24 protein-coding genes are annotated in these 22,254 nt (G+C 52.4%); 15 read left to right on the forward strand and 9 right to left on the reverse strand.

What is annotated here, in order from left to right; translation table 11 throughout:
* Positions 1-23: 23 nt before the first annotated feature.
* The 7 genes from MYB54_RS04250 to MYB54_RS04280 all read left to right on the forward strand — a co-directional run bounded on the left by MYB54_RS04250 (position 24) and on the right by MYB54_RS04280 (position 6,721).
* Positions 24-821, forward strand: coding sequence for an ABC transporter permease (locus MYB54_RS04250; RefSeq protein WP_248721553.1), 798 nt, complete (start codon positions 24-26; stop codon positions 819-821).
* Positions 822-876: 55 nt separating this feature from the next.
* Entirely contained in the window at positions 877-1,677 is an 801-nt protein-coding gene (locus tag MYB54_RS04255) for a glycerophosphodiester phosphodiesterase (RefSeq protein ID WP_205569178.1), read from the forward strand.
* A 171-nt stretch (positions 1,678-1,848) separates the two neighbouring features.
* Positions 1,849-3,291, forward strand: a complete 1,443-nt coding sequence (gene cysG / locus MYB54_RS04260; RefSeq protein WP_039501971.1) for a siroheme synthase CysG — start codon at positions 1,849-1,851, stop codon at positions 3,289-3,291.
* Between the two features lie 9 nt (positions 3,292-3,300).
* Positions 3,301-4,209 carry a sulfate adenylyltransferase subunit CysD gene (cysD, locus tag MYB54_RS04265; RefSeq protein ID WP_010299862.1) on the forward strand — a complete coding sequence of 303 codons (909 nt, stop codon included), beginning with the start codon at positions 3,301-3,303 and terminating at the stop codon, positions 4,207-4,209.
* 74 nt (positions 4,210-4,283) lie between these two features.
* Positions 4,284-5,711 carry a sulfate adenylyltransferase subunit CysN gene (cysN, locus tag MYB54_RS04270; protein ID WP_371928288.1) on the forward strand — a complete coding sequence of 476 codons (1,428 nt, stop codon included), beginning with the start codon at positions 4,284-4,286 and terminating at the stop codon, positions 5,709-5,711.
* Positions 5,650-6,330, forward strand: coding sequence for an adenylyl-sulfate kinase (gene cysC / locus MYB54_RS04275; protein ID WP_201723197.1), 681 nt, complete (start codon positions 5,650-5,652; stop codon positions 6,328-6,330). The genes cysN and cysC overlap by 62 nt, the downstream gene beginning before the upstream one ends.
* A 55-nt stretch (positions 6,331-6,385) precedes the next feature.
* Positions 6,386-6,721: a DUF3561 family protein gene (locus MYB54_RS04280; RefSeq protein ID WP_039272805.1), complete on the forward strand. Its 336-nt coding sequence runs from the start codon at positions 6,386-6,388 to the stop codon at positions 6,719-6,721.
* A 53-nt stretch (positions 6,722-6,774) separates the two neighbouring features.
* Here the strand turns inward: MYB54_RS04280 and MYB54_RS04285 are convergent, their stop codons facing one another.
* The 3 genes from MYB54_RS04285 to MYB54_RS04295 form a co-directional block, all read right to left on the reverse strand.
* Positions 6,775-7,497, reverse strand: coding sequence for an amino acid ABC transporter ATP-binding protein (locus tag MYB54_RS04285; RefSeq protein WP_010681590.1), 723 nt, complete (start codon positions 7,495-7,497; stop codon positions 6,775-6,777).
* Complete coding sequence (locus MYB54_RS04290; protein ID WP_010681589.1) at positions 7,484-8,248, reverse strand: amino acid ABC transporter permease; 765 nt, start codon at positions 8,246-8,248, stop codon at positions 7,484-7,486. Before MYB54_RS04290 ends, MYB54_RS04285 begins: the two co-directional genes overlap by 14 nt.
* A 133-nt stretch (positions 8,249-8,381) precedes the next feature.
* Positions 8,382-9,167 (reverse strand): basic amino acid ABC transporter substrate-binding protein, encoded by a 786-nt coding sequence (locus MYB54_RS04295; RefSeq protein ID WP_039466034.1) that lies wholly within the window; start codon positions 9,165-9,167, stop codon positions 8,382-8,384.
* A 331-nt stretch (positions 9,168-9,498) separates the two neighbouring features.
* Between MYB54_RS04295 and ftsB the strand changes: the two genes are divergently transcribed.
* The 7 genes from ftsB to rpoS all read left to right on the forward strand — a co-directional run bounded on the left by ftsB (position 9,499) and on the right by rpoS (position 15,432).
* Positions 9,499-9,834 (forward strand): cell division protein FtsB, encoded by a 336-nt coding sequence (ftsB, locus tag MYB54_RS04300; RefSeq protein ID WP_040043998.1) that lies wholly within the window; start codon positions 9,499-9,501, stop codon positions 9,832-9,834.
* A gap of 3 nt (positions 9,835-9,837) precedes the next feature.
* Complete coding sequence (gene ispD / locus MYB54_RS04305) at positions 9,838-10,551, forward strand: 2-C-methyl-D-erythritol 4-phosphate cytidylyltransferase (RefSeq protein WP_248721555.1); 714 nt, start codon at positions 9,838-9,840, stop codon at positions 10,549-10,551.
* Positions 10,552-10,604: 53 nt separating this feature from the next.
* Positions 10,605-11,102: a 2-C-methyl-D-erythritol 2,4-cyclodiphosphate synthase gene (ispF, locus tag MYB54_RS04310; protein WP_014916457.1), complete on the forward strand. Its 498-nt coding sequence runs from the start codon at positions 10,605-10,607 to the stop codon at positions 11,100-11,102.
* 90 nt (positions 11,103-11,192) lie between these two features.
* A complete protein-coding gene (gene truD / locus MYB54_RS04315; protein ID WP_039283030.1) occupies positions 11,193-12,239 on the forward strand; it encodes a tRNA pseudouridine(13) synthase TruD in 1,047 nt (348 codons plus the stop codon).
* A gap of 139 nt (positions 12,240-12,378) precedes the next feature.
* Positions 12,379-13,005, forward strand: coding sequence for a protein-L-isoaspartate(D-aspartate) O-methyltransferase (locus MYB54_RS04320; RefSeq protein WP_010681583.1), 627 nt, complete (start codon positions 12,379-12,381; stop codon positions 13,003-13,005).
* Between the two features lie 358 nt (positions 13,006-13,363).
* The gene (gene nlpD / locus MYB54_RS04325) at positions 13,364-14,386 is read left to right on the forward strand and encodes a murein hydrolase activator NlpD (RefSeq protein ID WP_039283027.1); all 1,023 of its coding nucleotides are present in this window, start codon (positions 13,364-13,366) and stop codon (positions 14,384-14,386) included.
* A 53-nt stretch (positions 14,387-14,439) separates the two neighbouring features.
* Complete coding sequence (rpoS, locus tag MYB54_RS04330; RefSeq protein WP_010299820.1) at positions 14,440-15,432, forward strand: RNA polymerase sigma factor RpoS; 993 nt, start codon at positions 14,440-14,442, stop codon at positions 15,430-15,432.
* A 105-nt stretch (positions 15,433-15,537) separates the two neighbouring features.
* Here rpoS and proS read toward each other — a convergent pair whose 3' ends face one another.
* The 6 genes from proS to metN all read right to left on the reverse strand — a co-directional run bounded on the left by proS (position 15,538) and on the right by metN (position 21,201).
* Positions 15,538-17,256, reverse strand: coding sequence for a proline--tRNA ligase (proS, locus tag MYB54_RS04335; RefSeq protein ID WP_014916454.1), 1,719 nt, complete (start codon positions 17,254-17,256; stop codon positions 15,538-15,540).
* A gap of 145 nt (positions 17,257-17,401) precedes the next feature.
* On the reverse strand, positions 17,402-18,118 hold the full coding sequence (gene tsaA, locus MYB54_RS04340) for a tRNA (N6-threonylcarbamoyladenosine(37)-N6)-methyltransferase TrmO (RefSeq protein ID WP_014916453.1): 717 nt from the start codon (positions 18,116-18,118) through the stop codon (positions 17,402-17,404).
* Complete coding sequence (rcsF, locus tag MYB54_RS04345) at positions 18,115-18,525, reverse strand: envelope stress sensor lipoprotein RcsF (protein WP_010681579.1); 411 nt, start codon at positions 18,523-18,525, stop codon at positions 18,115-18,117. Before rcsF ends, tsaA begins: the two co-directional genes overlap by 4 nt.
* Positions 18,526-18,643: 118 nt before the next feature.
* A complete protein-coding gene (locus tag MYB54_RS04350; RefSeq protein WP_014916452.1) occupies positions 18,644-19,459 on the reverse strand; it encodes a MetQ/NlpA family lipoprotein in 816 nt (271 codons plus the stop codon).
* A gap of 64 nt (positions 19,460-19,523) precedes the next feature.
* Positions 19,524-20,177, reverse strand: a complete 654-nt coding sequence (locus MYB54_RS04355; protein WP_010681577.1) for a methionine ABC transporter permease MetI — start codon at positions 20,175-20,177, stop codon at positions 19,524-19,526.
* The gene (gene metN, locus MYB54_RS04360) at positions 20,170-21,201 is read right to left on the reverse strand and encodes a methionine ABC transporter ATP-binding protein MetN (protein WP_014916451.1); all 1,032 of its coding nucleotides are present in this window, start codon (positions 21,199-21,201) and stop codon (positions 20,170-20,172) included. Before metN ends, MYB54_RS04355 begins: the two co-directional genes overlap by 8 nt.
* A 180-nt stretch (positions 21,202-21,381) precedes the next feature.
* Between metN and gmhB the strand changes: the two genes are divergently transcribed.
* Positions 21,382-21,945 carry a D-glycero-beta-D-manno-heptose 1,7-bisphosphate 7-phosphatase gene (gene gmhB, locus MYB54_RS04365; protein ID WP_014916450.1) on the forward strand — a complete coding sequence of 188 codons (564 nt, stop codon included), beginning with the start codon at positions 21,382-21,384 and terminating at the stop codon, positions 21,943-21,945.
* Positions 21,946-22,254 lie beyond the last annotated feature (309 nt).

Here is a 22,254-nt window from a genome sequence, read left to right on the forward strand (position 1 = left end):
CCCATGCTAATCCGCTGCTGCTCGTGTGTATTGGGGTCATTGTGATTGCCGTTGTGCTTGCCGTCTTTGCTGACATGCTTTCGCCTTATGGCTTTGCGCAGATAGATCTGAGAGCGCGCAATATGCCGCCGTTCCACCTTGGAACCGGCTCCCGGCACTGGCTTGGCACCGACGAGATGGGACGCGACATTTTAAGCCGCGTCTTCTATGCGCTCCGTATGAGTCTCTTTATATCCCTTGGCGCGTCAATTATCAGCATGGTCATCGGCACATCGCTTGGCCTGATCGCGAGCTTCCGACGCGGTGTAGCGGATGCCATCATTCGGGTGGCGATTGATTTTCAGGCGTCGATGCCGTTTATCATCATTGCACTCACGGTGCTGGCCTTTCTCGGCAACAGCCTCACGCTTTTCATCTGCCTGCTGGGGCTGTTCGGCTGGGAGCGTTTTGCTCGACTGACGCGGACGATGGCCAGTCTTGAACTGGAGAAGCCGTATATCGCCGCCTTGCTTCGCAATGGCGCGGGTGGCTTTCGTATCGCGATCGTCCACGTTTTTCCCAATATCTTTGCCGTCGTGTTGGTCACCTTCACGGTGGTGATGCCTGAAATCCTCATTCTGGAGTCGTCGCTGAGCTTCCTTGGCCTCGGGGTGCAGCCGCCACAGGTCAGCCTGGGATCGTTGGTGGGGGCAGGGCGTGACTACATCATGACGGCGTGGTGGATATCCATCGTGCCGGGGATGGTCATCTTCATACTGTCGCTCACTATCAGCCTCATTGGCGATCGGTTACGTGACCTGTCCGATCCGACACTGAAATGAGGAGCCGTGGTTAAACGCAATAAAGGTTAAACGCAATATAACGAGGAGAATGGCAATGAATCCACTACGAATGACGCCTTCGACAATACGCCTCGGAGGTCATCGAGGCCACAGCGCTGGTGCACCAGAAAACACCCTTGCCGCGTTTAACAAGGCGTTTGAACATGCGGGTTTCGGCGTAACCTGCGAAACCGATCTAAGAATCACGCGTGATGGTGAATTAGTGCTGATTCACGACGAGACGGTTAACCGCACCACCAACGGGCGTGGCCTTGTGCAAGGCATGACCTATTCTGAGCTTGCTAAACTCGACGCTGGGCAGTGGTTCAGTCAGGAATTCGCAGGAGAACGCGTCCCGCGGCTCAGGGATGCTCTGCTGTTCGCCCGTCAGCTCGGCATCATCTATCAGCTTGAATTCAAAGTGTATGACTGCAATGAGATACTCTTCCCGAAGCTGATGAAGCTCATCGATGAACTGGACTGTGCTGACCTGCTGCAATTCTCTTCGTTTGACTATGTTCAACTGAGAGCGGTAAAAGCGGCGATACCCGACGTGCCAACCGTTGGCCTGATGCACTCGCGTTTGATTGACCCGGCAGCGCTTGCTCGTCAGGCCAATCTTGATGCGATGAGCATTGAGATTGACCGCTTTGCCCGTGGAGAAGCGCGCCAGCTGCATGACGAGGGGTTTGCGGCCTTCCTCTACTTGCCCGGTTCATACCATCAAGATCGTCAGGATCATGCGGTGGATATCGAAGTACAGGTCGTGCAGTGGATTCGCGAAGGCCAGTTGGATCAACTGCTCGGCGATGATGTTGCACAAATGGTCAGGATCAAGAATCAAGCTTGCAACTGAACACCTACGGCGCAATCAAATGGATGCCCGATTGCGTCAGGCGTCCTGCTGCCGGTTGTAAACGTGTTGTTATTCCATTACGGAACTTGTCATTCCAATTCGGCATTTCATAAGTGTTCTGTCCTCACCGTATAGTCGCATTATCTACTTTTTTGCTTAGTTAAGGCGATTGTGAACTATCTCCCTATATTTGCCGATCTTCGTCAGCGTCCGGTACTGGTTGTCGGCGGCGGCGAGGTTGCTACGCGCAAAATCGATCTACTGCAACGCGCGGGTGCGGAGGTAAAAATTGTCGCGCAGGCGCTGGCTGAACCGTTGGCGGCACAGCATCAGGACGGAAAAGTTGAATGGCTGGCGCAGGTTTTTACGCCTGATTTGCTATCCGGCGTATTTCTGGTGATTGCCGCTACGGATGACGCTGAGCTGAATGCCGCGGTATTTGAGGCGGCGAATCAGCGGCATTTGCTAGTGAACGTGGTGGACGATCAGCCAAAGTGTTCGTTTATTTTCCCCTCGATTGTCGATCGCTCTCCGCTGGTGGTGGCCATTTCCTCGGGTGGACAGGCGCCGGTGCTGGCGCGTCTGCTGCGTGAAAAGCTGGAATCATTACTGCCCGCCAGTTTGGGCACGATGGCGGACATTGCCGGAAGCTGGCGCGACAGAATTAAAACCCGACTGCATTCGATGCCGGCACGCCGTCGCTTTTGGGAGCGGCTGTTTGTCGGACGCTTTGCGTCGCTGGTGTCTGCGGGGCAACTGGCGCAGGCCGAAGACGAATTGCAACAGCAACTGGTACATCAGCAAGCGGAACAGCAGCAGCCAGCGGCGGCACGTGGTGAGGTCGCACTGGTTGGTGCAGGCCCCGGCGATGCCGGACTGCTGACGCTGCGTGGATTACAGGTGATGCAGCAGGCGGACGTGGTGCTGTATGACCATCTGGTCAGCCCCGACGTGCTGGATTTGGTGCGGCGCGACGCCGAACGTATCTGCGTTGGAAAACGCGCCAGCGCGCATTCGTTGCCGCAGGATGAGATTAATCAGCTACTGGTGAAGCTGGCGCAGGAAGGGAAGCGGGTAGTGCGCCTGAAAGGCGGCGATCCCTTTATTTTTGGCCGTGGCGGTGAAGAGCTGCAAGCGGTGGCGCAGGCCGGCATCACGTTTCAGGTGGTGCCCGGTGTGACGGCGGCAGCAGGCGTCACGGCGTATGCGGGGATCCCGTTAACGCACCGTGACTACGCGCAGAGCGTGCTTTTTATTACCGGACACTGTCGCCCGGATGGCGATTCGCTGGACTGGTCGACGCTGGCGCGTGGCCGTCAGACGCTGGCGATTTACATGGGAACGATGAAGGCCGCCGAGATTTCGCAGCAACTGATCGCGCATGGCCGTTCATCGCAGACGCCCGTTGCCGTGATCAGTCGCGGCACCCGACACGATCAGCAGGTGCAAATTGGCACGCTGCAACAGTTAGAACATTTGGCACGGCAAGCGCCGACACCGGCGCTGCTGGTGATTGGCGAGGTGGTGGATTTGCACCATCAGATTGCCTGGTTTGGTCAGACAACGCCGACGGTGCCGCAAGACAGCCGCCCAGCGGTAGTAAACTTGGCTTAAGGAAAGGGTATGGACGAGAAACGACTCACGCATTTACGGCAGCTTGAAGCCGAAAGCATTCACATCATCCGCGAAGTAGCGGCCGAGTTCAGTAATCCGGTGATGATGTACTCCATCGGCAAAGACTCTTCGGTGATGCTGCATCTGGCGCGCAAGGCGTTCTATCCGGGATCGCTGCCTTTCCCGCTGCTGCACGTTGATACCGGCTGGAAATTTCGTGAAATGTACGAATTCCGCGACCGGACGGCAAAGGCCTACGGCTGTGAACTGCTGGTGCACCGCAACCCGCAGGGTGAAGCGCTGGGGATTAACCCCTTTGTGCACGGCAGCGCCAAGCACACCGACATTATGAAAACCGAAGGGCTGAAGCAGGCGCTGGATAAATACGGTTTTGATGCCGCGTTTGGCGGGGCGCGCCGCGATGAAGAGAAATCGCGTGCCAAAGAGCGTATTTACTCTTTCCGCGATCGTTTCCACCGTTGGGATCCGAAGAATCAGCGCCCGGAGCTGTGGCATAACTACAACGGCCAGATTAACAAAGGCGAGAGCATCCGCGTTTTCCCGCTCTCCAACTGGACCGAGCTGGATATCTGGCAATACATCTATCTGGAAAACATCGATATTGTTCCGCTGTATCTGGCCGCGCCGCGTCCGGTGGTGGAACGCGATGGCATGCTGCTGATGGTGGATGACGATCGCATCGATCTGCAACCCGGTGAAGTGATCGAACAGCGTATGGTGCGCTTCCGCACGCTGGGCTGCTGGCCGCTGACGGGCGCGGTGGCATCAGAGGCGCAAACGTTGCCGGAAATCATCGAAGAGATGCTGGTTTCCACGACCAGTGAGCGTCAGGGAAGGGTAATTGACCGCGATCAGGCCGGTTCAATGGAGCTGAAAAAGCGTCAAGGGTATTTCTGAGGAATCGTCGAATGAGCCAAATTTCTTTAAAAGACACAGCGGCAGACAATGCGGCTGAGAAAGATGCCGTCATCATCAACAATGCGATTGCACAGCAGATCGCCGAGCAGGGCGGTGTGGAAGCGTATTTACACGCGCAGCAGGATAAAACGCTGCTGCGTTTCCTGACCTGCGGTAGCGTCGACGATGGAAAAAGTACGCTGATTGGCCGTTTGTTACACGATACGCGCCAGATTTATGAAGATCAGCTCAATACGCTGCACAATGACAGCAAGCGTCTGGGCACGCAGGGCGAAAAACTGGATCTGGCGCTGCTGGTCGATGGGCTTCAGGCTGAACGTGAACAGGGCATCACGATTGACGTGGCCTACCGCTATTTTTCCACGGAAAAACGCAAATTCATCATCGCCGATACGCCGGGACACGAGCAGTACACCCGTAACATGGCGACCGGCGCATCAACCTGCGAACTGGCGATCCTGCTGATTGACGCTCGCAAAGGCGTATTGGATCAAACCCGTCGTCACAGCTTTATTGCGACCCTGCTGGGGATTCGCGATCTGGTGGTGGCGGTGAACAAAATGGACTTAGTGGATTATCAGCAAACGGTGTTTGAGCAGTTTAAGCAGGACTATCTGGATTTTGCTCAGCAACTGCCTGCCGACCTGAATATCACCTTTGTGCCGATTTCCGCGCTGGATGGCGACAATGTCGCAACGCCGAGTACGACGATGGGCTGGTATACCGGACCGACGCTGCTGGACGTGCTGGAAACGGTCAATGTGGCACAGCGTACGCTGGAACAGCCGATGCGTTTCCCGGTTCAGTATGTGAATCGCCCGAATCTGGATTTCCGTGGCTACGCGGGAACGCTGGCCTCCGGCATCATCCGCGTTGGGCAACGGGTTAAAGTGCTGCCATCCGGCGTAGAATCCACCGTCAGCCGTATTGTGACCTTTGACGGGGATTTACCGCAGGCGCAGGCGGGTGAAGCGATTACGCTGGTGCTGGCGGATGAGGTGGATATCAGCCGTGGTGACCTGCTGATCGACAGCAGCGAGTCGCTGAAAGCGGTGCAGCATGCGCTGGTGGACGTCGTCTGGATGGCGGAGCAGCCGCTGGTGCCGGGACAGAGTTACGACATCAAGATTGGCGGTAAGAAAACGCGCGCTCGGGTCGAGAATATTCAGTATCAGGTTGAGATCAATACGCTGACGCAGCGCGTCGCGGAGAACCTGCCGCTGAATGGTATCGGTTCGGTTGAGCTGATTTTTGATGAGCCGCTGGTGTTGGACAACTATCAGCACAATGCGGTGACGGGCGGGATGATCTTTATCGATCGCCTGAGCAATGTCACGGTCGGTGCTGGGCTGGTGCGGGAACCTATCGAGCAGGTGTATCAGGAGCCGGGCGCACACAGCGCGTTTGAACTGGAACTGAATGCGCTGGTACGTCGCCACTTCCCACATTGGGGTGCGCGCGATCTGCTGGGAGGCAAATAACGTGTCTTTACGCGATGAACCGACTGACGATAACGTCGTCTGGCATGCGCACGATGTCACCCGAGAGTCGCGCGAGAAATTGCATGGTCATCAGGGCGTTGTTATCTGGTTTACCGGGTTGTCTGGATCCGGTAAATCCACGCTGGCGGGGGCGCTGGAACAGGCGCTACATCAACGTGGCGTCAGCACCTACCTGCTGGATGGCGACAACGTGCGGCACGGGTTGTGCCGCGATTTAGGCTTCACCGACGACGATCGGCGCGAAAATATCCGCCGCGTGGGTGAAGTCGCCAAACTGATGGTAGACGCGGGTCTGGTGGTCCTGACCGCGTTTATCTCGCCGCACCGCGCCGAGCGTAAAATGGTGCAGGATTTACTGGGCGAAGGGCAGTTCATCGAAGTCTTCGTGGATACGCCGTTAGCGACCTGTGAAGCGCGCGATCCTAAGGGGTTGTATAAAAAAGCCCGTGCGGGAGAGCTGCGTAATTTCACTGGGATCGACTCGGCGTATGAAGCGCCGGAAGCGCCGGATAGTCATCTGGATGGCGAACAATTAGTAACAAATTTGACAGGCCAATTGTTAGATCTGCTGGGCAAGAGAGCTATTATCAAGCTCTGATATCCCGCTTTTTTCACCGCGCTAGTGGGTGATGAGGGGACGAATGGGAAAGATTATGCAAAATGCCACGCAGTTAACGATTAGCAAGACTCGGCCAGCGCAACAAGAAGAAGATGACGGCGTTTCCTACCTGTTTATGGGGGCGGTAACGGGGTTCTCCTTCTATTGGTTGGCCTTTGCCATCCCTTTTCTGGTATACGGCTCCAATACCACGTTTTTCTTCATGCTCTACACCTGGCCGTTTTTTCTGGCGCTGATGCCGTTTTCGGTGCTGGTTGGCGTCGGGTTTAGCTTCCTGCTGCGAGGCTATATTTTTTATACGCTTTTTGCGACAGGGCTGACGGTGATCTGCCTGTTCTGGCTGGTATTTTCTTTTCTGACGGGGTGGTAAAAGAAAAAGGCTGCCAGCGTGGAAGACGCTGACAGCCCATGGTCTTACCGTATTTACAGGATCTTGCTCAGGAAAGCCTGCGTGCGCGGGTTACTCGGGTGAGTAAAGATCGCCTCTGGCGTTCCCTGTTCCTGAATGACTCCCTGATCGATAAAGATCACTCTATCGGCCACTTCTCTGGCAAAGGCCATTTCATGGGTCACGATGACCATCGTCATGCCTTCATTCGCCAGCGTTTTCATAACCGCTAACACTTCGCCAACCAGCTCCGGGTCCAGCGCGGATGTCGGTTCATCGAACAGCATGATCGCGGGTTCCATCGCTAACGCACGGGCAATCGCGACACGCTGTTGCTGTCCACCGGACAGGCTATTCGGCCAGGCATCGATTTTATCCAGCAGGCCAACCTTGCTGAGCAACGCTTTAGCCCGTTCAACGGCTTGTGCTCGCGGCAATTTTTTCACATCCATCGGTGCCATAATGATGTTTTCCAGCACCGTCATGTGCGGAAACAGATTAAAGCGCTGGAACACCATTCCCACGCTTTCACGCACGCGATTGATATTGGTTTTCTGATCGTGAATGGCAAAACCGTTGACCGTGATCTCGCCTGCCGAGAGCGTCTCCAGTGCGTTGATGCAGCGCAGAAAGGTACTTTTTCCTGAACCGGATGGGCCAATCAGGCACAGTACTTCCTGAGGGGCGATGTCGCAGGAAATACCGCGCAGGACATGCGTATCACCAAACTGTTTTTGCAGGTTTTTAACGTGAATCACTTTTGCCAAACCTCGTTTCCATGTGCCGCACCAGCAGCGAAAGCAGGAAAGTAATAACCCAATAAACGATAGAGATCGTCAGGTAGGGTTCCCAGTACGTGGCGTAAGCCCCTGACACCGTACGAGCGGCATAGGCGAGATCCGCCAAGCCGATTGCCGAAGCCAGCGATGAATCTTTAACAATCGCGATGGCGTTGTTGCCCAGCGGCGGCAACATGCGGCGAAAAGCCTGCGGCAGAATGACTTTCCGCATGGTGCGGCCATAGCTCATGCCGAGAGAGCGTGACGCTTCCATCTGGCCGCGATCGATCGACTGAATACCGGCGCGGAATATCTCAGAGACATAGGCACCCGCATTCAGCGTAATCGCCACGATGCAAGAGAGGAACGCGCCGTAATCTGAGCGTAGCGTGCGGGCAAAGTCGACCGACATAATATTGCTGGTCACCAGCAATCCATCACGTGGATTGATGAACAACGGCACCAGCGCGAAGTGCACCACCATGATTTGTACAAACAGCGGCGTGCCGCGGAAGGCGCTGATGTAGATACGTACCGGCCATTGCACGCCGTAGTGCAGGATATATTTCCACGGCCCGTGCGGTGCCTGCGCTAAGCGGCCTAATCCGAGCGTTAATCCCCAGCAGGTGCCAAGAATGACACAGATAATGGTGCATTTGATGGTCATCCAGGTGCCTTCCATAAACAGCGGGGCATATTCCTGAATGATCTCCCAACGAAATCCCGTCAAGATCGTTTCCTTTTTTGAATAGGCTAACGTAATGATTACTCTAAATTAAACCGGACAGGCTAGCTGTCCGGTTGATGCGACGTCTCGTGTGAGGCGGTGGAGACCTGGAGAGGTGCGCAGTGTCTTGCAGGCGTTATTCTGCGGGTAAGGTCGGAACGTTGTTATCAAACCAGGTTTGATAGATCTTGGCGTAGGTGCCATCAGCAACGATTTTTTTCAGCCCGGAGTTAATCTTCGCGCGCAGCTGATCGTTGCCTTTCGCGACGGCGATCCCGAAATACTGGCGTTCGAATTTAGCGTCGGAAACCAGATTGAACTGTTTTTCAGGGTGCGTCTTAATGTAAAACTTCACCACGCCCACGTCGCCAACCGCTGCACCCACACCATCTTCATACAGCTCTTGTAACATTAACGGGGTGTTATCAAAGCGCTTAATCGATGTACTGTTTTTACCTAATACATCGGAGACCACGATATCGGCGGTACTGGAGTTCACAACGCCGACTTTGTGATCTTTCAGCGCCGCAATTGAGTCGATCGTCGAGCCTTTAGGCACCACAATGGACTGCTCGGCTGGGAAATACGGTGCGGAGAAATCGACCATTTGCTTACGTTTGTCGGTAATCGTGATACCGGAAATAATAATGTCGCGGTCGCCGGAGTTAAGGGTCGCGAAGATCCCTTCCCACGGCGTATTGATCAGCTTGATATTAAAGTTCTCCGCCTTGGCGATCGCTTTAATAATATCAATATCAAAGCCTTCCAGCTCTTTCTGCGCATTTTCAAATTCAAAGGGACGATAGGTTCCGCCAGAGCCAACAACGTAAGTTGGCTCTGCAGCGAAGGCGCTGGTGGGGAGTACGGTAGTGGATAGGGCGGTGGTGAAGAGCGCACCAACGAATAACAATTTTTTGAACATGGTTTTCTCCTGGTTTAAATGTAAAACTTTCTTTTTTTATGCACTTTGTATGCATAAAAATACACAGATAGCATTAATGGTTCAACTGACGTTTTTCCTATGGACGGTTTTAGCCAGGCAGATGCTATGCGCTTACGTCTTTTGATGAATAGAAAGTACGAGAGGATGAATGGACGACGTGAGTGTGGCGCGGGCGCGCGTTTGGCGTGATCTTCTGCCCGAAATATCCCCATTTGGGCTCGCGGCAGGGTGAATATTGCCTCCCACTGCCGGACACAGTGGAGTCGAAACAAAAGTTATGGGATGATTAGGCGGTTTTTCAGGGGGCGGGATGGGAAAGCTTACGCTGTTATTATTGATATTGCTTGGCTGGCTTCAGTACTCACTGTGGCTGGGCAAGAATGGCATTCATGATTATGTTCGGGTGAAAGATGATGTTGTTGTCCAGCAGGGGAACAATGCCAAATTAAAAGACCGTAACGAACAGCTGTTTGCTGAAATTGACGACCTCAATGGCGGACAGGAAGCGATTGAAGAGCGTGCACGCAATGAGCTGGGGATGATTAAACCCGGTGAAAGCTTCTATCGTCTGGTGCCAGAATCGAACCATCGTAACGCGAATACGACGTCATCTAATAACGCTCCATCCAACAACATACAACGTTGACGCATGCAGACACCACGCCTTTCCCCGCCTGACATTGTTGCCGTTTTACCCGCTGCGGGTAACGGCAGCCGGATGCAAAACGATCGTCCTAAGCAGTATCTGACGATTGGCAATGATGCGACCGGCCATAAAACCATTCTTGAACATACCATCGACGCGCTTTTACGCCATTCACGCGTGCAGCGTGTCGTCGTCGTTATCAGTCCTGATGACGCATTCTTTCATACCCTGGCGATTGCCAACGATCCCCGTATTTGTGCCGTGACGGGTGGGCAGCAGCGTGCGGATTCCGTGCTGGCTGGGCTGTCTACCGTTGCCGATAGCGCATGGGCGTTAGTGCATGACGCGGCGCGTCCGTGTCTTCATCAGGACGATCTGACGCGCCTGCTGGCGATTGTCGAGCAGAGTGACGTTGGTGGAATTCTGGCCGCGCCGGTTCGTGACACCATGAAACGCGGCACGGACGGGTTTATCGATCGCACGGTAGAACGTAACGATTTATGGCATGCGCTGACGCCGCAGCTTTTTCCTGCTGCGCTGTTGAAACAGTGCCTGCAACGGGCGCTTCAGGATGGCGTTGCCGTCACAGATGAAGCCTCCGCGTTGGAATACTGTGGCTATCGCCCGCAAATTATCAGCGGACGTTCGGATAATATCAAAGTCACTCGTCCAGAGGATTTGGCATTAGCCGAATTCTATTTAACCAGTTTGCAGTAACCCTATTTTATTCGCTAAATTTATTCGTTAAATACAGATAAGGAGAACGCGCGATGCGTATCGGTCACGGTTTTGATGTCCATAAGTTCGGTGGAGAAGGTCCGCTGGTGATCGGTGGCGTGCGAATTCCTTATACTCAAGGCCTGCTGGCGCATTCCGATGGGGATGTGGTGCTGCATGCCGTGACCGATGCCCTGTTGGGGGCCGCCGCGCTGGGTGACATTGGCAAGCTGTTTCCTGATACCGATCCGGCCTTTAAAGGCGCGGACAGCCGTGGTCTGCTGCGTGAAGCCTGGCGTCGTATCAATGAAAAAGGCTACCAGTTGGGCAATCTGGACGTCACGATTATTGCGCAGGCGCCGAAAATGGCACCGCATATCCCGCAAATGCGCGTGAATCTGGCGGAAGATTTGCAGTGCCATATGGACGACGTCAATGTGAAAGCGACCACAACAGAACAATTGGGCTTTACTGGTCGCGGCGAAGGCATTGCCTGCGAAGCCGTTGCCCTGCTGGTGAAAAAAGGAACGGGCGAAATTGTTGCGTGGTAAGCGATAGCCTTATCAGTCATAGAAAGTTAACAGTATAAAAAACAATGTCGTGGCCGTGCGTCATCCGGCCATGCACTTTGTAGGATAACGATGGAAAATAACGAACAACTCGTCTGGTTGCACGGTGAACCACAGGCTACTGGCTCATTGAAATCCACTGCTGAAGATTTTCTGGTGGTGGAAGATCTGGGGTTTCAGCCAGATGGTGACGGTGAGCAGGTATTGGTGCGCGTGCGCAAACGCGGTTGCAATACGCAATTTGTGGCCGAGATGCTGGCGAAATTTGTTCGTCTACCGCTGCGTGCCGTTAGCTATGCGGGCCTGAAAGATCGTCATGCTGTCACCGAACAGTGGTTCTGCCTGCACATGCCGGGAAAAGAGACGCCTGATTTCTCCTCGCTGGCGCTTGAAGGCTGTGATGTGCTTGAGGTGACTCGCCATCGTCGCAAGCTGCGGATCGGTACGCTGCGAGGTAACCATTTTACGCTGGTACTGCGTCAGGTTAGCGATCGAAACGAGGTCGACGCGCGTTTGGCGCTGATCGCCGCGAACGGCGCACCTAATTATTTCGGCAGCCAGCGTTTCGGGCGCAACGGAAATAATCTTGAGCAGGCTCGTCTTTGGGCAAATAACGAGATTCGGGTAAAAGAACGCAGTAAGCGGAGTTTTTATCTTTCCGCCAGCCGCAGCGCGATGTTTAATCAGGTTGCCAGTGCACGACTCGCGGAGCAGAAGGCGAAAACGGTCTTGTGTGGTGATGCATTGCAGCTAACAGGGCGCGGCAGCTGGTTTGTTGCTAAGCCTGATGAATTAGACGTTTTACAGACGCGCCTTGATGCGGGCGAACTCCAGATTACCGCGCCGCTGCCTGGTGATGGCGAACTTGGTACGCAGGATGACGCGCGGGTATTTGAAGAACAGGCTTTGCTCGGACAAGACACGCTGTGGTCTTTGATTAAGCGTGAGCGGGTCGAACCTGCCCGGCGTGCGGTGCTGCTGTATCCGCAGCAGATGCACTGGGAATGGCAGGACGATGCGACCGTGGAAGTGAAGTTTTGGCTACCTGCGGGCAGTTTTGCGACCAGCGTGGTGCGTGAATTGCTGCATTCACAGCAGGATACCGATCTCGGTGCCTGATGTACTGCGATACGTTTTTGCAGAAAATAGTTGAAAAGAATAATGCTGGCAACCGTGCGATAGCGGCGGTTAGCTTACCCCTGTGCGGGAAAATTGCTGTATTGGTGACGAGGTTAACCAGAGCTGAGGTCGGCGGGGAATGGTAAACAAGCGTATAGAAACGTTGTTGGCGCAGCTGCGCCAGCAGGGCATTCAGGACGAACGTCTGCTGAAGGCGATAGAAGCCGTACCCAGAGAACGTTTTGTTGATGAGGCTTTCGAGCATAAAGCGTATGAAAATACCGCTCTGCCTATTGGTTCCGGCCAGACGATTTCGCAGCCCTATATCGTTGCGAAGATGACGGAACTGCTCAGCCTGACGCCCGAATCCCGCGTGCTGGAGATTGGCACTGGGTCGGGTTATCAAACGGCAATTCTGGCGCATTTGGTGCGGCACGTTTGCTCGGTTGAGCGCATCAAAGGGCTGCAATGGCAGGCTAAACGTCGCTTAAAGCAGCTTGATCTGCATAATGTTTCTACCCGTCATGGCGATGGGTGGCAGGGCTGGGCGTCGCGCGGGCCGTTTGATGCCATCATCGTCACTGCTGCACCGCCGGAAATTCCCCGAGCGCTGATGGAACAGCTTGATGAAGGCGGCGTGATGGTGTTGCCTGTTGGTGAACAGTCACAATACTTACAAATTGTTCAACGCCATGCTGGCGAATTTATTATTCAAACGGTTGAAGCTGTTCGGTTTGTTCCGCTGGTCAAAGGGGAATTAGCCTGATACCGTGGCGTTGGTACGCATTTGTTGTTAAGTCTTTAAAATTTCAACACAACTGTTTTATAGTGCGAACTTGTTGATATTGTTAGCATCTAATCATCGTGGTGCCTTTCTCGTTTTGCTTATGCGCCAGCGATGGTGAAGTAGCGATCTTTCTCGTTCCAACTAACGAATAAATCACCGGATACCGGTTACGCTACAATCACTTACGCAACGGGCAGTTGAGCTACAACCCGTTAAGCGAGAGCAGGTGCGAGGCAGACATGTCCGAATTGAGTTCTGAGTATTACTGTTTTTTGAATGTTATCGACACTTTTTTGAACGCTATAGTTATAGGGGAGTAAGGCGCATGGGAAGCCGAATGATGAATTTGCGTCACATTGCTGCTTGTACGGTGATTGTCTTAGGATTGGCGGGATGTACCAACAATAATTCCAAATCCGCACCGATCAGCAGCGTTGACGGAAATACGGGCAACCGAGGGGGAATGTTATCTGCGCCACCATCACGCATTTCAACGGCGGGTGAAAGCGTTGCAACAACGTCCGACGGACGAATTGTTTACAACCGCAGCTACGGCAATATTCCGAAAGGCAGCTACAGCGGCGGCAATTCCTACACGGTTAAACGGGGCGATACCCTGTTTTATATCGCGTGGATTACCGGTAATGACTACCGGGATCTGGCGCAACGCAACAATATTCCTGAGCCATACAGCCTGAATGTGGGGCAATCACTGAATTTAGGCAGCGGATCTGGCAACAACGCTTCGGGCGGTGGCCTGACGAGCGGTGGTGGAATGTTGGCAACAACCGATGCCACCCGAGGTGGTATACCTACGCCGCCATCAAGTGCGCAAATACAAACTACATCGGTTGATTCTCAGTCAACTAATGCGTATTCTGGTAATCAGGGTAAACAGAATGTAGGTAAGATGTTACCTACGACAGGGGCACCAACAACCGCTCCTGTTTCCGCACCAGCGGCTGTTGCCAGCAGCAATACGGCTGCTGTCGGCAGTTGGCGTTGGCCTACCGATGGGAAAGTCATAGATAGTTTCTCCGCTTCTGAGGGGGGAAATAAAGGGATTGATATCGCCGGCTCACGTGGGCAACCGATCACCGCAACCGCCAGTGGGCGCGTGGTGTACGCGGGTAATGCGCTACGTGGTTACGGAAATCTGATAATCATCAAACATAATGATGACTACCTCAGTGCCTATGCCCATAACGATACGATGCTAGTCCGTGAGCAACAAGACGTCACGGCAGGACAAAAAATCGCTACGATGGGCAGTACGGGCACCAGCTCAGTTCGCTTGCACTTTGAAATTCGTTACAAGGGGAAATCCGTAAACCCGCTGCGTTTTCTGCCGCAGCGATAAATCGGGCAGAGTATTTCGGTATTCTGCCAAGGGATCACGGGTAGGAGCCACTTATGAGCCAAAGTACGCTGAAAGTTAACGAGTTACATGAAGATACCGATTTCGAAGAAAATGGACTTGACGTTTTTGACGATAAAGCGCTGGCAGAGGAAGATACCAATGATAATGACTCGGCGGAAGACGAGCTGTTATCGCAAGGGGTCCCACAGCGTGTCCTTGACGCAACACAGCTCTATTTAGGAGAGATCGGCTATTCGCCGCTTTTAACCGCAGAAGAAGAAGTTTATTTTGCCCGACGCGCGTTGCGTGGCGATGTCCCATCGCGCCGACGGATGATCGAGAGTAACCTGCGGCTGGTGGTGAAAATTGCCCGCCGTTACAACAATCGTGGTCTGGCGCTGCTGGACCTGATTGAAGAGGGGAACCTCGGCCTGATCCGTGCGGTTGAAAAATTCGATCCAGAAAGAGGATTCCGTTTTTCAACCTACGCAACCTGGTGGATTCGACAGACGATAGAACGGGCGATCATGAATCAAACCCGTACCATCCGTTTGCCGATTCACATAGTCAAAGAACTCAACGTTTATCTGCGCACTGCGCGCGAACTGTCTCATAAACTGGATCACGAGCCGAGTGCGGAAGAAATCGCCGAACAGCTTGATAAACCTGTTGATGACGTCAACCGCATGCTGCGCCTGAATGAACGTATTACTTCCGTCGATACTCCGCTGGGTGGCGATTCGGAAAAAGCGCTGCTGGATATTCTGGCAGACGAAAAAGATAACGGACCTGAAGACACCACTCAGGATAACGATATGAAGCAGAATATCGTTAAATGGTTGTTTGAGCTTAATGCCAAACAGCGTGAGGTGTTGGCGCGTCGTTTCGGCCTGTTAGGGTACGAAGCGGCTACGCTGGAAGATGTGGGTCGTGAAATCGGCTTAACGCGCGAACGTGTTCGCCAGATTCAGGTTGAAGGCTTACGCCGCCTGCGGGAAATTTTGCAGGTTCAGGGGTTGAGCATTGAAGAACTGTTTCGTGAATAATTCGTGACGCGTTACTGATGTCTTGAAATAAAAAATGGTGGGGAGACCCACCATTTTTTTATGTCTGTATTCGCCCTTTCGCGTGAAAGGGCGGTCCGACAGCGATTAGCGTACGATATTCGCCAGCAGGAAATCGATGATTTCGCTGGTTTTAATCATCTGCTTTTCACCGACCCGACGATTCTTATATTCAATCTCTTCGCTATCCAGATTGCGATCGCCAATGACGATGGTATGCGGTACGCCAATCAACTCCATATCGGCGAACATCACGCCTGGTCGCTCTTTACGGTCATCAAGCAGAACTTCAATGCCTTTAGCGCGCAGCTGCTGGTAGATATCCTCAGCCACTTCCTTCACGCGGAAAGATTTGTGCATGTTCATTGGCAGAATAGCAACGTGGAAAGGTGCAATTGCATCTGGCCAGATGATGCCGCGTTCGTCATGATTCTGCTCAATCGCCGCTGCGACAACGCGCGTCACACCAATACCGTAGCAACCCATCGTCAGCGTCTGGTTACGGCCGTCTTCACCTTGAACCGTCGCTTTCAGCGCTTCAGAATACTTGCTGCCCAGTTGGAAAATATGGCCCACTTCGATACCGCGTTTAATTTGCAGTGTGCCTTTGCCGTCTGGACTGATGTCGCCTTCAACTACGTTACGGATATCTGCAACCTGCGGCAGCGTAACGTCACGTTCCCAGTTGATACCAAAATAGTGTTTGCCATCGATGTTCGCGCCAGCGCTGAAATCGCTCATCGCCGCAACGGTACGATCGACAACAACAGGAATCGACAACTTGACTGGGCCAAGTGAACCTGGACCTGCACCGATAGTTGCACGAATTTCTTCTTCTGTTGCGAATGTCAGCGGGCTGGCAACCTGAGCAATTTTCTCCGCTTTGATTTCATTCAGTTCGTGATCGCCGCGAACCAGCAGGGCAACCAGTTTATGGCCGCTTTCTTCCGTTGCTTTAACCAGCAGCGTCTTCACTGTTTTTTCTACTGGCAACGTAAACTGCTCAACCAGCTCGGCGATGGTCTTGGCATTTGGCGTATCAACCAGACGCAACTCTTCCGTCGCTTCAGCGCGGCCTAACTTCGGCGCGATAGCTTCTGCCAGTTCAATGTTTGCCGCGTAGTCGGATTCCGTTGAGAAAACGATATCGTCTTCGCCGCTGGTCGCCAGCACCTGAAACTCATGGGAGGCATTGCCACCGATAGAACCGGTATCCGCCTGAACGGCTCTGAAATCCAGATCCATGCGGCTGAAAATCTGGCTGTAAGCGGCGTACATCGCGTCGTAAGTGACCTGCAATGATTCCTGCGAGGTATGGAAAGAGTAGGCGTCTTTCATCAGGAATTCACGCGAGCGCATGACGCCAAAACGTGGGCGCACTTCATCGCGGAATTTGGTTTGAATCTGGAAGAAATTCAGCGGCAGCTGTTTATAAGAGCTAATTTCATTACGAATCAGATCGGTAATCACTTCTTCGTGTGTTGGGCCGAGCACAAATGGGCGCTCACCACGATCGACAAAGCGCAGCAGTTCCGGGCCATATTGATCCCAACGTCCACTTTCCACCCATAAATCGGCAGGCTGAACAACGGGCATGGACACTTCAATCGCGCCAGCGTTGTTCATCTCTTCGCGCACGATATTTTCAACTTTTCTCAAAACACGTAAACCGGTCGGCAACCAGGTGTAAAGACCTGAGGCCAGTTTACGAATCATTCCTGCCCGGAGCATCAACTGATGGCTGATGACTTCTGCATCGGCTGGCGTCTCCTTGAGTGTGGAGAGCATGTATTGGCTAGTACGCATGGGGTTTTAGTTCCGTTAGAACGACAAGTAGCATAGGGCTGCCGCGCAGCCGAAGGCACATAAAAAGTGGCTTAGTTTACCAGCGTGGACGACGTGTCAAAAGAGAGCAGGGACAATTTTAGAATATATTGCTGCGGTTCGTGTATTAACACGTATGTGACGGGTCGAGACTTAACACTTCGGTTTGTTCTTCGCTGACGCGCCAACGCACATTGAATTCCAATAATAAAACGGCGTATTCCCGTGTAGTGCTTTCCCCTTTACGGTAGGCGGGACGCGGATCCTGTGCCAAAACCTGAGAGATAAAGCGTTTTAACTGGGGATATTTCTTTTGGTGTTCTGCGATCTGGCTTTCCGCAAGAGGGGAAAAAGCGACGGGCATCGCGGCATCGGGTGCCATTTGGGCAAATCCCGCTCGCGCTTGAGGATGGCTTTCTGCAAAGGGTAGGTAAGGTTTGATATCGATGACCGGTGTGCCATCAACCAGATCAAGACTACCTAAGTCGAGCGTAACCGAATCGCCTTTTGCTCGGATGCCTTTTAATTCAACCAACGACATGCCAACAGGATTGGGACGGAAGGTGGAACGCGTAGCGAAAACGCCTGTACGTGTGTTTCCTCCCAGACGCGGTGGTCGAACTGTCGGACGCCAGCCGCCTTCCATCGTTTGATGAAAAATGAACACTATCCAAATATGGCTGAAATCTTCCAGCCCCCGCACACAGTCTGCTTGATTGTACGGCGGTAATAGCTGAAGCTCTCCGCCTCCGTCTTCAATCAGACCCGGCTGCCGCGGAATGGCAAACTTTTCTTTATATGGTGAGCGGATAATCCCGATCTGATTGAAAACAAATTGACTCATTGTGCAGAAACTTTCAGCGCGGTGCCTTGGCAAACGACCTGGCTGTAGCAACCCGCTACACCGCTGACGGTTTGGCATTCATGCAGTAAAACCGCATTAGCTTTCATTGCCGTTGCGCGGTTTTGCATTCTTTTACGCGCATTTGCCGCGTTAGGGGGAGAGTCCTGAGCGCTGACCTGACATGAGGACCCCGAAACTTCGCCCATATCACGGAAAGGTTTACCGACTAATTCTTCTGCACTTTTATATAACACCGCTGGCGTCGGGCGAGCCACAGGCTTCGGTTTAGGCGCAGGTTCTACAGTTTTGGTTTCAATCGCGGGTTGAGGTGCCGGTGCCGGTGGCTTCTGAAATAAAGAACAGCCTGTCAGCGACATGGCCAACAATATAAAGGGAACAGCACGCATTAAGGATTCCTCTGCTTTTTCTCAAAGAGCGGGTATTGAAGCAAGCAATTGCACAAATAACAAGACGGGCCATAGCCCGTCTTACAGATATCTTTTAATTAAACGCGTTAGGATGGGATTACCAGCCTTTCACTGCGCCGCCATTAAAGATTTTATTTGCTGCGTCATTCACTTCATCAGACTGATAAGCCTGAACGAATTTCTTCACGTTTTCAGCGTCTTTGTTGTCTTCGCGTGAAACCAACAGGTTTACATACGGAGAGTCTTTCTCTTCAACAAACAGGCCATCTTTGGTTGGCGTCAGGTTAATCTGGCTAGCGTAAGTGGTGTTGATTACAGCCAGCGCGATTTGTGCGTCATCTAAAGAACGTGGCAGCTGTGGTGCTTCCAGCTCTACCAGTTTGATGTTTTTCGGGTTTTCAGTCACATCCAGTACGGTTGGCAGCAGACCAACGTTGTCTTTCAGTTTAATCAAGCCGACTTTTTGCAGCAGCAGCAGAGAACGGCCCAGGTTGGTTGGATCGTTTGGCAGCGCAACTTGAGCACCATCTTGCAGCTCATTCAGCGATTTGATTTTTTTGGAGTAACCCGCGATTGGGTAAACAAAGCTATTGCCGACAGAAACCAGTTTATAACCACGATCTTTGATCTGCTGATCCAGATAAGGTTTGTGCTGGAAGGCATTCAGGTCGATGTCGCCTTTGCTCAGAGCTTCATTTGGCAAAACGTAGTCGTTGAATGTGACCAATTCAACGTCCAGGCCGTATTTGTCTTTCGCCACTTTCTGCGCGACTTCCGCCACTTGCTGCTCTGCACCAACAATAACGCCGACTTTAATATGATTAGGATTCTTTTCTTCCTGACCACATCCCGTTAGCGCCAGAGCACCAATAAGTGCGCCAATGGTCGCAATAGATTTCAGTTTAATCGCCATATCCTTACCCCTAATTAATTATTCTCTTGGCAGATGCCTGTATGGCAAATGCGTATTGTGATGACTACTTGTGTGTGACAGCTTTTACTGCCCTGTCGCCGCAGAATTGAATCAGGTAAACCAAAACAACCAGTAATATTAATACCGTATTCATGACCGTCGCGTTATAACCAATATAACCATACTGATAACCAATTTGACCTAAGCCGCCTGCGCCTACGGCTCCACCCATAGCAGAATAGCCTACGAGTGTGATTAGCGTGATAGTTGCGGCATTAATGAGTCCTGGTAATGCTTCCGGCAGTAATATTTTTCTGATGATTTGCATTGGCGTTGCACCCATCGCACGGGCGGCTTCGATCAGGCCTGTAGGAATTTCAAGTAGCGCATTTTCCACCATGCGGGCAATAAACGGCGCTGCTCCTACGGTGAGGGGAACGATAGCCGCTTGCAGACCAATCGAGGTTCCGACAATGATGCGGGTAAAAGGAATCATCCACACCAGCAAAATAATGAATGGAATCGAGCGGAAGATGTTTACCAGTGCAGAAACGGTTCGGTAGAGTTTTGGGTTGGCGATGATTTGCCCCGGACGTGTGGTATACAACAAAACGCCTACGGGTAAGCCAAGCACAAAGCCAAAGAAACCAGAAACGAACGTCATCGCGACGGTTTCCCATACTCCCTTAGCCATTAACCACATCATTGCTTCAGACATAACCCAGAACCTCAATTGTAACGTGACTTTCCTGCAGAAATTGGATTGCGGCTTTGATATCCGCATCGTTGCCGTGCATTTCTGCCAGCATGATGCCGAACTTAACGCCACCGGCATAATCCATCTGGGCGCTGATAATGTTGTTGTTGACGTTAAAGCGTCGAGCAACCTCGGACAGCAGCGGAGCATCCACCGATTTACCCGTAAACTCCATTCGTAATAACGGTGTGGAATTCGGACGAGAGTCAGGGGACAGACGAGTGAGGTAATCGTCTGGGATGTCCAGGTGTAACGTTGACTGAATGAATTTCTGCGCCAGAGGCGTTTTCGGGTGTGAGAAGACTTCGCTTACGGTGTCCTGCTCAATGAGCCGCCCGTCGCTGATCACCGCAACCTGATCGCAAATGCGTTTCACCACGTCCATTTCATGGGTAATAAGAAGGATGGTTAGACCGAGGCGGCGATTGATGTCTTTCAGTAACTCAAGAATCGAACGGGTTGTTGCAGGATCCAACGCGCTGGTCGCTTCGTCACACAGCAGAACTTTAGGATTGCTAGCCAGTGCACGGGCAATGGCGACGCGCTGCTTTTGTCCGCCGGACAAATTGGCTGGGTAGACATCATGCTTATCTGCCAGTCCAACCAACTCCAACAACTCATTGACTCGTTTGGTTATGTCGGCTTTCGGCGTGTTATCCAATTCCAGCGGTAGTGATATGTTGCCAAAAACGGTGCGCGAAGCGAGCAGGTTGAAGTGTTGGAAAATCATGCCGATTTGACGGCGTGCACGCGTCAACTGGCTATCTGACAGCTGAGTCAACTCTTGCCCATCGACCAGCACTTTCCCTTCTGTCGGACGTTCCAATAAATTGACGCAGCGGATTAGTGTACTTTTACCTGCGCCTGATGCGCCGATAACGCCATAAATTTGCCCGGTGGGAACATGAAGGCTGACATCAGCAAGCGCGGTAATTGTTCGCCCGTTTTGCTGAAAAACCTTAGTAATATTAGAAAGTTCAATCATATGTTTTTTATCGTGAGTGCCTATGGCTGGATAAATCAGTTTCTGAATTAACAGAATATGAAACGGATGTTAGGGCGTCTAGACGTCTAAGTCAATCGGGATTGTCATGGCTCTGCATTCTCCCTATGCGTGAAAACATGCGATACTACTGCGTAATTTAGGCATTCAGGAGCAAAGTCAGTGGCACAAAGCGTTCCAGCAGTTTTTCTTGATCGTGACGGCACGATCAATGTCGATCACGGTTATGTTCATGACATTGACCATTTTCAATTTATTGATGGCGTCATCGATGCCATGCGTGAGTTGAAAAGCATGGGGTTCGCGCTGGTTGTGGTGACGAATCAGTCCGGCATCGCCCGCGGTAAGTTTACAGAAGATCAGTTTATGCAACTGACGGAGTGGATGGACTGGTCGCTGGCCGATCGTGGTGTTGATCTGGATGGCATCTATTTTTGTCCGCATCACCCTGAAGCTGGGGAAGGTGAGTATCGCCAGAGCTGTGATTGTCGTAAGCCTGAGCCTGGTATGCTGCTTTCCGCACAGCGTGAGCTGAACATTGATATGGCGGCTTCCTATATGGTGGGAGACAAATTAGAGGATATTCAGGCTGCAATTGGCGCTGGTATAGGAAAAAAGCTGCTGGTTCGTACTGGTAAACCCGTCACTGAGCAAGGCGAAGCACTGGCCGATGGTGTGCTGGAAAGCCTCGCAGACCTGCCAAAATGGATAAAAACGCGCAGTTAACAAGCGGAACGAATGAAAGATGCGCAAACAGAAAAAAGTTTACGAGATTTGCTTGCGCTTCTGAATCGGCTCCCTATAATGCGCCTCCATCGACACGGCGCTGTGAGCACACAACCGGGTCGATAAAGAAAGAGAAAATGCTTTAAAATAAGCGTTGACTCTGAAGGTGAAAAGCGTAATATACGCCACCTCGCGAAGTGGTTAAGACCACAACGCACTGCTCTTTAACAATTTAATCAGACAATCTGTGTGGGCACTCACAAGACCGTATCTTAACGATATAAAAAAGTCTTGAAGAGTGAACAACAG

This window comes from Pectobacterium nicotianae (assembly GCF_023272715.1).
Lineage (GTDB): Bacteria > Pseudomonadota > Gammaproteobacteria > Enterobacterales > Enterobacteriaceae > Pectobacterium > Pectobacterium brasiliense.